The organism is Aedoeadaptatus nemausensis, assembly GCF_903819165.1.
In the GTDB taxonomy this organism is placed as follows: Bacteria; Bacillota; Clostridia; order Tissierellales; family Peptoniphilaceae; genus Aedoeadaptatus; species Aedoeadaptatus nemausensis.
Genome location: NZ_CAIJCS010000019.1, coordinates 285,872 through 299,917, shown reverse-complemented (window position 1 = coordinate 299,917; position 14,046 = coordinate 285,872). Strand labels below are relative to the sequence as shown.

General features: G+C 48.4%; 12 protein-coding genes. 6 read left to right on the top strand and 6 right to left on the bottom strand.

Annotated features, from left to right (window positions below):
• Positions 1 to 27: 27 nt before the first annotated feature.
• From PEPTYR26121_RS06080 to PEPTYR26121_RS06055, 6 genes are all read right to left on the bottom strand, one after another.
• Positions 28 to 2,295 (bottom strand): ABC transporter permease family protein, encoded by a 2,268-nt coding sequence (locus PEPTYR26121_RS06080; protein WP_180500260.1) that lies wholly within the window; start codon positions 2,293 to 2,295, stop codon positions 28 to 30.
• Positions 2,289 to 2,984 carry an ABC transporter ATP-binding protein gene (locus PEPTYR26121_RS06075; RefSeq protein ID WP_180500258.1) on the bottom strand — a complete coding sequence of 232 codons (696 nt, stop codon included), beginning with the start codon at positions 2,982 to 2,984 and terminating at the stop codon, positions 2,289 to 2,291. Before PEPTYR26121_RS06075 ends, PEPTYR26121_RS06080 begins: the two co-directional genes overlap by 7 nt.
• Positions 2,985 to 3,134: 150 nt before the next feature.
• Positions 3,135 to 4,493, bottom strand: coding sequence for a citrate synthase (locus PEPTYR26121_RS06070; RefSeq protein WP_180500256.1), 1,359 nt, complete (start codon positions 4,491 to 4,493; stop codon positions 3,135 to 3,137).
• Positions 4,487 to 5,491 carry an isocitrate/isopropylmalate dehydrogenase family protein gene (locus PEPTYR26121_RS06065; protein WP_180500255.1) on the bottom strand — a complete coding sequence of 335 codons (1,005 nt, stop codon included), beginning with the start codon at positions 5,489 to 5,491 and terminating at the stop codon, positions 4,487 to 4,489. The genes PEPTYR26121_RS06070 and PEPTYR26121_RS06065 overlap by 7 nt, the downstream gene beginning before the upstream one ends.
• Positions 5,488 to 7,413: an aconitate hydratase gene (locus PEPTYR26121_RS06060; protein ID WP_180500253.1), complete on the bottom strand. Its 1,926-nt coding sequence runs from the start codon at positions 7,411 to 7,413 to the stop codon at positions 5,488 to 5,490. The genes PEPTYR26121_RS06065 and PEPTYR26121_RS06060 overlap by 4 nt, the downstream gene beginning before the upstream one ends.
• Before the next feature lie 155 nt (positions 7,414 to 7,568).
• Complete coding sequence (locus PEPTYR26121_RS06055; protein WP_180500251.1) at positions 7,569 to 8,366, bottom strand: histidinol-phosphatase HisJ family protein; 798 nt, start codon at positions 8,364 to 8,366, stop codon at positions 7,569 to 7,571.
• 116 nt (positions 8,367 to 8,482) lie between these two features.
• Here PEPTYR26121_RS06055 and PEPTYR26121_RS06050 point away from each other — a divergent pair, with 116 nt between their 5' ends.
• From PEPTYR26121_RS06050 to PEPTYR26121_RS06025, 6 genes are all read left to right on the top strand, one after another.
• A complete protein-coding gene (locus PEPTYR26121_RS06050; protein ID WP_180500250.1) occupies positions 8,483 to 9,046 on the top strand; it encodes a YtxH domain-containing protein in 564 nt (187 codons plus the stop codon).
• 15 nt (positions 9,047 to 9,061) lie between these two features.
• Positions 9,062 to 9,556 carry a methyl-accepting chemotaxis protein gene (locus PEPTYR26121_RS06045; protein ID WP_180500248.1) on the top strand — a complete coding sequence of 165 codons (495 nt, stop codon included), beginning with the start codon at positions 9,062 to 9,064 and terminating at the stop codon, positions 9,554 to 9,556.
• Between the two features lie 307 nt (positions 9,557 to 9,863).
• Positions 9,864 to 10,751, top strand: coding sequence for a diacylglycerol/lipid kinase family protein (locus PEPTYR26121_RS06040; RefSeq protein WP_180500246.1), 888 nt, complete (start codon positions 9,864 to 9,866; stop codon positions 10,749 to 10,751).
• Positions 10,752 to 10,759: 8 nt separating this feature from the next.
• On the top strand, positions 10,760 to 11,800 hold the full coding sequence (locus tag PEPTYR26121_RS06035) for a LacI family DNA-binding transcriptional regulator (protein ID WP_180500245.1): 1,041 nt from the start codon (positions 10,760 to 10,762) through the stop codon (positions 11,798 to 11,800).
• Positions 11,801 to 11,880: 80 nt separating this feature from the next.
• Positions 11,881 to 12,285, top strand: coding sequence for an FMN-binding protein (locus PEPTYR26121_RS06030; RefSeq protein WP_180500243.1), 405 nt, complete (start codon positions 11,881 to 11,883; stop codon positions 12,283 to 12,285).
• A gap of 10 nt (positions 12,286 to 12,295) precedes the next feature.
• Positions 12,296 to 13,960: a proline--tRNA ligase gene (locus PEPTYR26121_RS06025; protein WP_180500242.1), complete on the top strand. Its 1,665-nt coding sequence runs from the start codon at positions 12,296 to 12,298 to the stop codon at positions 13,958 to 13,960.
• Positions 13,961 to 14,046 lie beyond the last annotated feature (86 nt).

The following is a 14,046-nucleotide window of genomic DNA, read 5'->3' as shown; positions in this document are numbered from 1 at the left end:
ATGGGCAAATTGACAAAAAGACGTAATTTAGCCGCTGACTTTTTTCAGTTCTACCACCATATTTAAAGCCTTAATCTTCCTTCGTCCCAACCATTGGGCGGCGACAAAGACTGCAAGATCGAGGGCGTAAATGTAAAGGTAGCTCGTCATGGCGAAGTGGGGTTCCATGTAGACGGAAAGTTTAGAAATGGAAAGGGCGAAGAGATAGCGCACAAGGCGATCGAAGATGGGGAGACTCAAGGGATAAAAGAGAGCCACGGCGATGGTCATGCCCAGTAAATAAATGGAGGCCACTTCGCCGTCTCCGTAGCCGAAAATTTTCAGGTAGCAAATATCTTTTTGCGATTTTTCCAAGATCAGCTTGCTGACGGTGTAGACCAGAGTAAAGTAGAAAACAATGGCCAAAATACAGGTGGTACGTAGGGCACCGTCGAAGTTTTCCAGAAAAGCTTCCAAGTAGGCTCCCGTTTTATCACGATCGATGGTGGTAATCAGCAGGTCGTCGTTAATTTTTAAGGGCGTATCGGACCAGTAGAGATTAAAATTCCCCGGGTCTTTGTCGATTAATCGGTTGAGATTGTCCATGGGCATAAGGGCTTGGATCGAGTGAATGTCGTGGGCTATGGCGGCGACATGTAATGTTTTGTAGTATTTCGAGCCGGGAAGTTTTACCTCGATAGCATCGCCGATGTTCAAGTGATCTCGATGGGCGAGGCCTGTGGAAATGACCACGTCATGTGGCTTCATAGATGAGGGCAAGTCATCGCTAAAGGCCGTATGTTGATCGGGGCCCAGCACATTGAGTTGTGTTTTCTCAGTGTCTTTTTTGTAATCCATGGTGAGACTCAACCCTTTAGCTCCGTGAACGTCGGGGTCGGCCGCCTTCACAAGATAGGTATAATTGTATTTCATGTCTTTTTTAACGGAATCCGCATAGTCGTCGAACATGGGGCCAAGGGCGACGGAAAAGAGGAGCAGGAGATTTCCCACAAACATTCCGAAAAAGAGGGCGAAAATATTTAAGCGGTTTTCAGACAAGATGCGCAGGCGGGCGGCGCGCTTAAAGGAAAATCCGTCGAATGTCGGGGCGTTCTTCCTTTTCTTGTGGTAAAATTCCCGCCGTAAAAAGCGTAGAGGCGACAGACGGAAGTAGCGCAGAAGGAGTATACGATTGACGAGCCACACAATACCCAAGGGAATGAGGGTGGTAATGGCGAAGGCCTTCAACGAAAGAATGGGAACAAAGGGTGGAAGATTATAAGAGGTGTAATATAGGTCAGCGTAAAGAGTATAGCCTTTTGTGTAGGCGAGGATATTGCCGAAAATGCCCGACAAAATAACCAGGCAGGTGGGCACAAGGCTGTAGTGGCGAATTAATGTTTTCGCTCCGTACCCCATGGAAAGGAGCGTGCCGATGACCGGTGCCTCTTCCCGCAGCAGCCCGCGGGTTTGAAGGGCGCTGATAAACCCCAGAGAGATAAAGAGAATGACGAGGGTGATGGTCATCATGGGCACATCGCCGCCCATGTCGTCGATAAAGTATTGAATGCAGCGGTTATCGTAGAAAGTGGTGGCGCCTAAAATAGGTCCGGATTTTTCGGCATCGGAGAGAATATCTTCAAATCGATCCCGGGCTTTTCCTTCCGAAAGGCGCTCGCGATTTCTATAAGAGTAGAGGTAATGATTTTTTTCCTTCAGGGAATCAAACACATCGTCTGTGACGAAGGCGACGGAAAAATGTTTCGTATCCATTGCCAGATCCCCTTGGGTTTTCAAAATCGTGGAGTAATCCGGCGTGGCCACCAAGGCCGTGATCTTATAATCCTTGCCGTTTAGAATCAGCTTGTCTCCGGGGGCGAGATTTTCGGCTTTTGCAAAATTGGCGGCGACGGCGATTTCACCCTTCGCTGCGGGAAGGCGGCCGGCGTGAATGGCGGCGGTGTTGATTTTTTCCCGATTGACGAAGATACGGAGAATTTTCTCCCGCGTATCGTCGTCACCCGGCACGCGACATGTGAGATCTTTGTAAAAATTCTTAGCGAGATCTACATCTCGTTTTTTAATGGCGTCTGACCTTTCTTTTGTCATCGGATTGGCCATGAGAAATTGCCCGTCTTCCACTTTATTTTCCCGAAGCCCCTTATAGTAAAGGGGTTTAATGGAATTTTGGCTGATGAAAAAGGAAGATGCAAAGGTCACCGTCAGAAGGGAAATGAAAAACAGCGGTAAGTAGGCGCCGGGCTTTTTCAAAAACAGTCGTGGAATCCGTCGATGAATGGGGTTTTTCATTACCATTGCACCTCCTCGGCGGAGAGAATGTGTTCGTTTTCTTCGTAAGATTTTAAACCGCCGTCGTGGAGGCGGAGGACGACGTGACACATGGAGGCGATGGCTTCATTGTGTGTGGCGATGATAATGGTGGTTTTGTATTTTCGATTCAGTTCTTCAATCAAATGCAATACGCTTTTAGCGCTTTCGTAGTCCAAGGCGCCGGTGGGCTCGTCGCAAATAAAGAGAGCGGGCTTTTTTGCCATGGCGCGGGCAATGGAAACGCGCTGTGCCTGGCCGCCGGAAATTTCCGTGGGGAATTTATGGAGCTGATCGGCGATGTCCAATTCCTCCGCTAAAGCATCCACATCCAAAGGATCGTCGGAAAGATAAGCGCCGGTCAGGATATTCTCCCGTACGGTTAAATTTTCCACTAAATTATAAAACTGAAAGACAAAGCCTAATTGTTTTCTACGGTAATGTTCCAGCTCTTTTTTATTCATAGGCGCCAGATGATTTCCCGCCACAATAATATCCCCTTCGTCCATGGATTCGATGCCACCTAAAATATTCAACAAGGTGGACTTACCTGATCCGGACGGGCCCAATAAACAGGCGAGACACCCCTCCGGGAGTGAAAATGTAATGCCTTTTAAAACGTGGAGTCGTTGTGTTTTCGAACCGTAACTTTTATGTAGATTATGAACAGTGATCATGGGAGCCTCCTTTAAAATATTTGATATCATTTATCAAATTTATTGTATTCCCGCGAGCACAACTTGTCTATAGTATTGTTATCTATTCATATAAATAGTTGATTTTAAAAAAGGACAATAAAATCCCCTCGCAAAGGCGAGGGGAAATGATTAATTGCTGCGATCGTTCATGGAAAGGTATTTTTTTCTGGAGTTTAAGTGGACATAGGCCGGGCGGATGATTTTCGTATCCTGTACCTGTTCCAAACGGTGAGCACACCAGCCCGCCATGCGCGCCGTGGCGAAGAGGGGGGTGTAGAGATCTCTCGGAATGCCGAGCATTTGGTAAACGAGGCCCGAATACAGGTCGATATTGGCGGGAAGGGGGTAGGAGGTGCCGTTTCGCTCTTGCAAGAGGCGGCCGCCGATGGTTTCCACCAGGCGAACGAAATTAAATTGGTCCGAATAACCTTTCTGTTCCGCCAGCTCCTTAGCCTGTTGCTTTAAAAGTTCTGCACGGGGATCGGAAAGTGTGTAGACTGCGTGGCCCAAGCCGTAAATTAAGCCCTTGTTATCGAAGGCCTGTTTGGCGAGAATGCGGCGCAGATAATCTTCAATATCCGCCTCGTTGTGAATGTCCCGCACATTGGATGCGATATCGTCGAGCATGGCGGAGCACATGAGGCTCGCGCCCCCGTGGCGGGGACCCTTCAAACTGCCGAGGGCGGTCGAAATAGCACTGTATGTATCGGTGCCTGAGGAGGAGACCACGTGGGTGGCGAATGTGGAGTTGTTCCCGCCGCCGTGTTCGGCGTGGAGGGTGAGCATTAAGTCCAGCATTTTCGCCTCTTCGTCGGTATAATCGGAATTTTTGCGAATCAAGTGAAGAATGAGCTCCGCCGTGGACATATTTTTTTCCGGATAGTGAATAACCAAGCTGTCGCCGTCGATGTAGTGCTTTTTCGCCTGATAATTGTAGGCCATAATAAGAGGCGTCTTGGCGAGAAGGCTCATACTTTGGCGCAGAACATTGGCGGTGGTGGTGCTGTCGGGATCCACGTCGAAAGAATAGAGGCAAAGAGTGGAGCGCATCATTTTATTCATAACGTCTTTTCCCGGCACCTTCAAGATCGTGTCTTCTAAATAATTTCTCGGAAGGCTTCTCTCTTCGCGGAGCATTTCCTTAAAAAGTCCGATATCGTTTTTCGTCGGAAGGTTTCCGAAAAGAAGGGTATAGGCCACTTCTTCGTATCCGAAACGATTGTTTTCTTTAAAGTCCTGTACCATATCTTTTACGGAATAGCCACGGTAGAGGAGATCCCCTTCTACGGGGATTTTTTTGCCGTCTTTTTTTTCGTAACCGGTGACGAAACCGATGCGGGTAATGCCGACGAGAACGCCGGTGCCGTCACTGTCCCGGAGGCCGTGTTTTACATCGTATTTTTGGTAAAGCTCCCGGTTAATATAATCGCGCTGGGTGATTTTATCGGCGTACTCGTCTAATCGATGATCCATTTTTATATCTAACATTTTCCACCAACTTTCTCTATTAAGGCTTCAGTATATTCTTTTGTCGTAAGGCTGCCGCCTAAATCTTGGGTACGGGTTTCGGGATTTGAAAGCACCTCGTCGATGGCGCGGCGAATTTTGTCGGCTCTTTCTTTTTCCCCTATGTCGTCCAGGAGGAGACAGGCGGAAAGAAGCATGGCCGTGGGATTGGCGAGGCCCTTACCCGCAATATCGGGGGCGGAGCCGTGAACCGCTTCGTATATGGCCATATCTTTTCCTTTATTGACGCCGGGAATCATGCCCAGCCCGCCGATTAAACCGGCGCCTAAATCGGAGAGTATGTCGCCGTATAGGTTTTCTGTGACAACCACATCGAACTGCCCCGGGTTCATTACCATCTGCATGGCCATATTGTCTACGAGAATTTCCTTCATGGGCAGGTCGTAATCCTTTGCAACCTCCCGCGCTACATCGAGGAAGAGGCCGTCGGTGGCTTTCATAATATTGGCCTTGGTGACCACGGTAAGATTGCGGCGATTAAACCGCACCGCGTAATCGAAGGCGGCGCGCACGATGCGCTCCGATTTTTCTCGGGTAATGATTTTAATGGAGTGGGCTTCGTTTTCGGAGATGATTTTTTCCACGCCGGCGTAGAGATCTTCCGTGTTTTCTCTGAAGAGGACCATGTCCACATGATCAAACTTCATGGGGAGTTTGGCGGCCGGACGGATGGGCCGAATGTTTTGGTAGAGATCGTATTTTTTACGGAGCTCCACATTGACGCTTCGAAAGCCGTGGCCGATGGGGGTGGTAATGGGGCCTTTCAGTGCCAGTTTATTTTTTTCAAGGGAACGGAAGAGGGCGTCGGGCAAATAGCTGCCTTCTTTTTCGAAGACCGTGCTGCCCGCATTGACCTCTTCAAATTCTACAGGAGCGTCCACGGCGGAAAAGATTTCTTTTACGACATCTGTAATTTCAGGGCCGATGCCGTCGCCGGGGATTAAGGTTACGGTTTTCATTGGCTCTCCCTTCTGTTTTTCGTGTAGTTCAGGTAGCCGCCTTCCAGGAGCATATCCCGTTCTCTTTCGCTGAATTCGCCGAGAAGTTCCACATCTCCGGCCGGGGTCTTCAGTACAAAGTTTCCGCTTTCGAGAGATTTTTTAACATCCTCGAGCTCGAGGTGATCCCATTCGGCGATTCTGTCGTAATCTGCAGGATTTTTAAAGACCAGGGGAAGGATGCCGGAGTTTACGAGATTGGATCTGTGAATGCGGGCAAAGCTTTTGGCGACGATGGCCTTTACGCCGAGGTAGAGGGGAAGGAGGGCGGCGTGTTCCCGGCTCGATCCCTGACCGTAATTGTCGCCGCCGACGACGATGCCGCCGCCGTGTTTTTCGGCCCGCTCTTTAAAATCGTCCACCAGTGTGGAGAAGGCGTAATTTGAAAGCTTGGGAATATTGGAGCGATAGGGTAAAAGTTTGGCGGTAGAGGGGCAGATGTCGTCGGTTGTGACATTGTCCTTCGCCTTTAGGAGCACGTCTCCCTCGATTTTGTCGCCGATAGGCTTTGCCAAGGGGAAGGGCTTAATATTCGGGCCCATAACGGTCTCTTTCGGCCGCTCGTTCTTTTCCTTCGGATAGATTAAATAATTGGTGGCGTGATCGTAGGATTCCGGTTCTTTAATATCTTCGAGCCCTTCCAAATCCGCGGGGCTTGCGATATATCCCTTAATGGCCGATGCGGCGCAGGTTTCCGGGCTCGCCAAATAAATTTTCGCATCTTTCGTGCCGCTTCTACCTTTAAAATTGCGGTTAAAGGAGCGGAGGCTCGTGGCGCCGCTTTTCGGAGCCTGTCCCATGCCGATACAGGGTCCGCAGGCGCTTTCCAAAATCCGCGCGCCGGACTGAATCATGGTAGCCAATGCGCCGTTTTCCGAAAGGGCCTGTAAAATCGTGGCACTTCCCGGGGAAATGACGAGGCTCACGTCTTCGTGAACTTTGCGTCCCTTTAAAATGTGGGCCACCTTCATCATATCGGTGTAGGAAGAATTGGTGCAGCTGCCGATGGCCACCTGATCCACCTTGACCTCGCCGAGGGTGTCGATGGCCTCGTATTGGTCGGGGAGATGGGGCTTGGCCACTGCGGGCACGACAGTTCCCAGATCCAGCTCCATCACTTCGTCGTAAACGGCGTCTTCCGTGGCGGAAACAGCTTTGAAATCGTCGGCCCTTCCGTGGCGACTCATAAATTCTTTCGTAATGTCGTCGGCGGGGAAGATGGACGTAGTGGCACCCAGTTCCGCGCCCATATTGCAAATGGTGGCGCGATCGGTAACGGAAAGATTCTTCACGCCGTCGCCGGAATATTCTACGATGTAGCCGGTGCCGCCCTTGACGGTTTTTTTGCCGAGAATGGTAAGGATCACGTCTTTTGCGTTGACGCCGGGGCGAAGTTTTCCGGAAAGTTTAATGTTTAAAATCTTCGGCACATTCAAATAATAAAAGCCGCTCGCCATGGCCACGGCCACGTCCAAGCCGCCGGCGCCGATGGCCAGGGATCCGATGCCTCCTGCCGTGGGAGTGTGGGAGTCACTTCCCACCAAAGTTTTTCCCGGACGGGCGAACTGCTCTAAATGGACCTGATGGCAAATGCCGCCGCCGGGTTTCGAAAACACGAGGCCATATTTTTCGGCCGCCGATTGAATAAATTGATGATCGTCGGGATTTTCAAAACCTGCCTGGAGCATATTGTGATCGATATAGGCTACGGAAAGTTCCGTGCGAATATCTTCGATATCCATGGCTTCCAATTGAAGATAGACCATGGTGCCCGTGGAATCTTGGGTAAGGGTTTGATCGATTTTGATTTTAATCTCTTCCCCTTGGCGCAGCTCCCCTTCCAATAAATGATCTCTTAATAATTGATAAGCAATAGATGCCATATTACCTCCTATATGTAAACCGAAATCCTAAAAACGACAATAGCGTTCTAGAAATCATATGATCGTTTCTTTTTTACAGTATACACTTTAATTCGGTAAATTCATAGAGAAAAAATGATGTCGACTATATATTTACTGAAAAATGAAAAAAGTCCCTAGCCTATGGGGACTTCTATTCGCTTTTTATTTTTGAAATAGGTGAGTTTTTTAAAGCCCAATGATTTTAAATGTTCCCGACCCTCGGGAAAGCCGCGGCCGATATGGTTCGGAAGGTGGGCGTCGGAGGAGAGGCAGACTCCTTCGCCGCCGAGATCTCTGTAAAGTTTTAAAATTTCATCCTTGGGATTGGCGTAGGGCAGGCCTCTGAAAAGACCTCCCGTATTATATTCCACGACGATGTCTTTTTTAATCACCGCTTCCAAAACGGCGGCCACTGCATCTCGATAGGCGGAAAAATCCGGGATCGCAGATTTATCCGGTACATAGCGATCCGCATAATCCATGTGGCCCAAAATATGGAAGCCTTCGGTGGAACGAATATTTTCGAACATCTCCTCGTAGTAATGGAGGAAATAATTTAAAAAGTCGCCATTCATCTTGCGAAGGGTGGAGGCGATGTCCTCGTCGTCTAAAGTGTGCATAGAGCCGATGAAAAAATCGAAGCGATCGTCGGCCATGGTCTTCTCGATCAGATGGTTCATGGAGCGGTTCAGGCCCATTTCACAGCCGATTAAAATCCGGATTCGATCTTGATAGCGCTCTTTTAAATTATTCAGTTCTTTTAGATACGCCTCGAAATCGAAGGTATAATCCAAGGCATTGTCTACCCGGTCCACGTGATCGGTAAAGGCTAGCACCTGTATTTTATTTTCTATGGCCGCTAAAATATTTTCTTCGGGATCCGATTTTGAATCCGGAGAATAGCGGCAGTGGGTGTGTGAATCTATAAGCATTTATCTCTCCTTTTTCGCAATTTATTACTTTATTCAATAAATCGTTACCCAAGTTGAATAATTTCAACACGGTCGGGGTACAATTGTAGTAAGATATATCAAACAGGAGGTTAATTATGATTTTTGATTTTTTTGGAATTCGTGAAAGAGAACAATACTGGCGTGAAGAACGTGCGCGTAAATTTGCCTTAGGTGCAGCCCTTGGTGCGGCAGCAGGTATTTTATTCGCTCCCCAAAGCGGAAGAAAAACTCGCGAAGATATCGCCGAACGCTCCAGAGACTATGCTGAAAACGCAAAAGATTTAGCACTGGACACGGCCGATGAACTGAGCATCCGCGCTTATGAAGCTCAACAAGCCGTTCAAGACACTTATGATGATTTAAAACTTCGTGCAGCGATTAAAGCCGACGAAGTTCGCGACGATGCCGAAATCGCAAAGGCGAAGGCAAGAGCAATCGGCGAAATTGTCCGCGAAGAAGGCGCTTATGTAAAAGCGGAAGTAAAAGACACGGCAGACGCTATCGGCGATTCCGCTAAAGAAGTCGGCGACGAAGTCAAGGTTCAAGCGGAAGATACTAAAGACCAAGTTAAAAAAAGTGCCGATAAAATCGCAAAAGCTGCCGAAGATGCAGGCAAAAAAAGCGAAAAAGTTGTAAAGGAAGACAAAAACAATAAATAGAACTGGGAGGTCACCATGGATACGATGATTACTTTAAATGACCTCTTACGTTTTCTGCTATACGTTGCAGGTATCGGCGCACTTGTCTTTTTAATGATGGCGCTGAAAAACATAGCGGGTATCTTAAAGGTAGTGAAGAATAAATTGGAGACACACGAAGCCGTTATCGACGACACGTTCCAAAAGCTTCCCACCATTACGGATAATGCCACTATTATTTCTTCCAATGCATCCCGCATTACTACCGACGCCACCGAAATGGTGGAAGTGGTTAAACCGGAGGTTGAAAAGATCGCCGTTACCGTAGGCGAAGTGACCGGCACGGTAGATTCCGTGGCGAGAAAAGTGGATCAAACCTCTTTGAAGCTTCAAAACACGGCCAATGTGGTGTCGGATTCTATTTCCGACACGGCGAAGACAATCTCTTTTAACGCTAATAATGTAGTCGATTACTTCTATATTATGCGTGAAGTATTGGAGTCCATTCGCGACGTCGTGAAGACGCGCTGATACGAGGATAAAAAGAAACGGTTCGCCGTTTCTTTTTTTGTGCAAAAATCAAACGCTTTCCGCATAATAATTGGCGGCGATGAGGTGAGGAAAATTTTTGTTTTTTCCCAATATCACAAACTTTAAAAGAAAAACAGAATAGGAAGCTCATAAAATAGAGAACACTTTAATTCATAGGAAAAACTTTCATAGATATTTTCGATATTTTCAAATTATTTTCCGTCATTATTTTTATTGCAAACGGCGGGAAAGTTCTTTTGTGGAATCGTTCGCCATGGCGTATAATAAAAGGGAATAGAGGTGTGGAATGAAGCGTATTAAAATTATCGCCAATCCGTCCAGCGGCAGAGAAGAGGCGATAGAAGTTATAAAAAAATTAATCGTTCCCTTTGCGGCCAAAGGCGCCACGGTGATTTTGGAGTTTACGCAAAAAGCGGGGGACGCCAAGCGTTTCGCCATGGAAGACGACGGGGAAGACTGTATTATTTCTATGGGCGGCGACGGCACGGTCAACGAAGTGGTAAGCGGTCTTTACGCCGCCAAACGGGACGTGCCCCTCGCCATTTATCCGGGAGGTACGGTGAACGATTTCGCCGAGTCTTTGGGTATTCCGAAGGACCCCTACGATTTTTACGCCATGGTCTTTTACGGCAAGCGGCGCACAATCGACATCGGCCTATGCGGCGACAGAGCCTTTGTCAATGTATGTGCTGCCGGGCTCTTTACAGAAATCGGATACAATGTGGCGGGAGACGCCAAATCCACTATGGGTAGGCTCGCCTATTATGCCGAAGGACTTCGAGCTTTTCGCGTTACCGACCTTTCCAGGGACAGCTTTAAACTTACGGTGGAAACCGACGAGGAGACTTTCGAAACCCAGGCGCTCATCGCCATGGTTTCCAATTCCTCCAGCGTCGGCGGCTTTTCGAAAATCAGCCCCACGGCCGATGTGGAAGACGGACAGCTCGAACTGATCGTCATCGAAAAAATGAGCCTCTCGAAACTTCTCGAGCTCTTTACATCCATCGGCCTCGGAAAGCATGTGGATCACGATCATTTTATCTATCGAAAAGTAAAGCGCGTATCTTTAAATGCAGATAAGGAAATGCACATCGACATCGACGGCGAAAAAGGTCCCCTTTTACCGGAAACCATCCGGGTGGTGCCCGGCGCAATTCAGATTATTACGAAATAGGAGGAATTATGGCATCGACAATTAAAGACGTGGCGAAGATGGCGGATGTATCCATTTCCACCGTCTCTCGCGTAATCAACGACTCAAAACCTGTAAGTCCCGAGGCGAGACGCCGGGTGCTCCACGCTATCAGCGTTTTGGACTACAAGCCCAATGAAGTGGCGAGAAGCCTCGTAACGAAAAAAAGTAATATTATCGGCGTCATCGTCTCCGATGTGGGGAACCAATATGTATCTCAAGTGCTTCGCGGTGTAGAAGAGATCGGAAGAATGTACAATTATGATATTTTCCTGTCTTCTTCCTATGACGATCCCGAAGTGGAATTGAAATTTGCCAATCTCTTCAGCCAAAAGCAAGTGGAAGGGATCATTATTATTTCAGAGATTTTAAATCAAAAGTTACTTTATAAATTAGACGAATTTAAAATTCCCTGTGTGGTCATCAATCGCTTCTATAATATCGACGAAGCGCCGACAGTTACCACCAATAATAAAGCGGCGAGCTTCAATATGACCGATTATCTCATTAATTTGGGGCACAAATCCATCGGCTATGTGGCCATGCGAAAAGACATGGACCGTACCAATGAAAAATTTAAGATCCGCGGTTATCGCGACGCCATGCGCGCCGCCGGGCTCAAGCCTTCTATTTTATATTGCGAAGGCTTGACGGAAAAAGACGCCATGGACGTCTTCGAAGAGCACGAAGAGGATTTGCTCGGGGGAAAATATTCCGTTCTTTTCTGCAGCCAGGATTTAATGGCCATTCACTTAATGAACGTCATGCGGGATCATGGGGTGGAGATTCCCGAGGATATTTCCTTTGCGGGCTTCGGCGGTACCGCGCTTTCTGAGATTTATCGCCCGAAATTGACCACGGTAAAAGAGCCTTATTACGATATCGGCGCCGTGGCCATTCGCAAACTCTTTAAGATTTTAGACGAGAAAAATCCCGATCGCGACGACGAGATGATTCTCCTGCCTGTTGAAATTATTAAGCGCCAAAGTGTAAGGGATCTTACGAAGGAAAAGGGCGAATCGGAAGATTGAAGCGACTCAGCTTATTCGTTATACTTTAAATAAGAAGAAATTAAAAGGATTCATTCATTGATTATAAAGGAGCCAGTCCATTGAAAAAACTCTTAATGAGTTTAACGGCCTGTCTATTGCTTACGGGATGCGGATCCTCTGTAAGTTATAGTGCGGAAGAGCCGGTACAAGAAGAAACAAATACCCTGCCCGTGGAAGAACGGGCGGAGGGGCGTCGCCTTTTAGAAGACGGCACCTACTCCTCGGAAGGTAGGGGGATGCAAGGAGACATTCGCGTGGAAATGCGGGTGCGCGACGGCTATATCGACAGTGTCCGGGTCGTGGATCACACGGAAAATGTAGGCGTCGTGGAAGATGCCTTTGAAACCCTCGAAGACCGCGTTATAAAGAAACAATCCGCCGATGTGGATACGGTCTCCGGCGCCACGGAAGCCAGCTACGGCTTTTTAGAGGCGGCGAAGAACTGTATTCGCCAAGCGGAATGAAAGGAGCCTCATGAAATTATCTCATTATTATTTACCGACCCTTCGCGAAGAACCGGCGGAAGCCGTCACCCGCGCCCACGGTCTTATGGCGAGAAGCGCCATGGCCCGCATGACCGGCGTCGGCGTCTACAGTCTTCTTCCCTATGGCGTGGAAATGATGGAGAAGTTGCAAGAGGAAATTATCCGCGCCTTATTTGAAGGCGGCTTGAAAGTGTCCACCTCTCGCCTTCAACCGAGGGCGCTTTGGGAGGCCAGCGGACGCTGGGACAGTTACGGATCGAATATGTATAAAGTGGCGGACCGCTATTATCGTCAGGCCGCTCTGGCGCCGGAATCGGAAGAAGCTTTTTTAAACCTCGTAAGCGGAGAACTGAAGAGCTACAAGCAATTGCCCCTCTTCCTTTACGAAGTGGAAAAAGAATTTAACAATATCGAAAAGCCTAAGGCGGGCTTCGGCGATGCCCGCGAAGCCAATGTAATCGACGGCTATGAATTTAATACTTCCATCGAAGAGAGCGAAGGTTTTTACCTGGAGAAGATCGAAAGGGCGAAATCTCTGCTCGATGGATGGGACATTTCATATAAAATCGTGGAAACCGACGACGCCTTTATTTTCTACGGCACGGGCGAGGGCTATCCGGTGGAATTGGCGTGGTGTGGCGAAAAATCCTTCTATAAGGATTTGGCGCCCATTGGTTATGCCTTGCCGAGTGCAGAAGAACCCTTGGAAAGAGAAGACATACACACCCCCGATGCGGCGACCATTAAAGATCTGGCCGAGATGATCGGCGTGGAGCCCGCGCGCTGCGCCAAGGCCGTGGACCTGAACATTAACGGAGATGCGGTCTTCGTTTTCGTGCCCGGGGACAGAGATTTAAGTCTTAAAAAATTGGCAGCCTACTTAAAGGTAGATGAGGAAGCCATCGATATGCTCGACGAAGAGACCATTAGCGAAATGGGTTCTTTCCCGGGCTTTACGGGCCCCATCGGCCTCAGCGAAAAGGCCCGCATTATCGTCGATCGTTCCGTGACGAAGATCGATAATATGGTAGTCGGCGCCAATCGCGTGGATTATCACAGAAAAAATGTAAACTATGGACGCGATTTCGAAGCGGAAATTGCGGAGGATCTTCTCTCCGTGGAAGAAGGGGACGAGACGCCGGAAGGAGAAGCTTACACTTTCGGCACGGGATTTGAGCTCCTTCGCGTGAAAAAACCCGGCGACGGATTTGCAAAATCTATGAAAGTTCAATTCATTAACGAATCGGGTAAGGAAGCGCCCTTCGTCACTACCGGCGTCTCCGCTCGCGTGACGAGTATTATGGCGGCTGTTTTAGAAGCTCATCACGACGATAAAGGATTGAATTTCCCCGTCGGTCTATCCCCTTATGATGTGGCGATTACCATAGCCAATGCAAAAAAAGAAGATCAGCTGGAAGGCGGACTCCAGCTATACCGTGCTCTGAAGGAAAAAGGAATCTCCGTCCTGTTAGATGACAGAAACGAAAGGGCCGGCGTCAAATATAACGACCGAGACCTTTTAGGCATCCCCCTCCAGGTGACGGCGGGAAAAGATATAGGCGAAGGCCTGTACGAATGTAAGCGCCGGGGAGAAGAAGCGGAAAAACTCCCCCTGACAGGTGTAGTGGATTTCATTACGGACGCTCTTTCATAGTGTAGAAAACCTCGGCAAACGAGGTTTTTCTTTTATCTGAATGTTATAAAAACGTAACGTGAGGGGAGAGAAAAACCTTTATAATA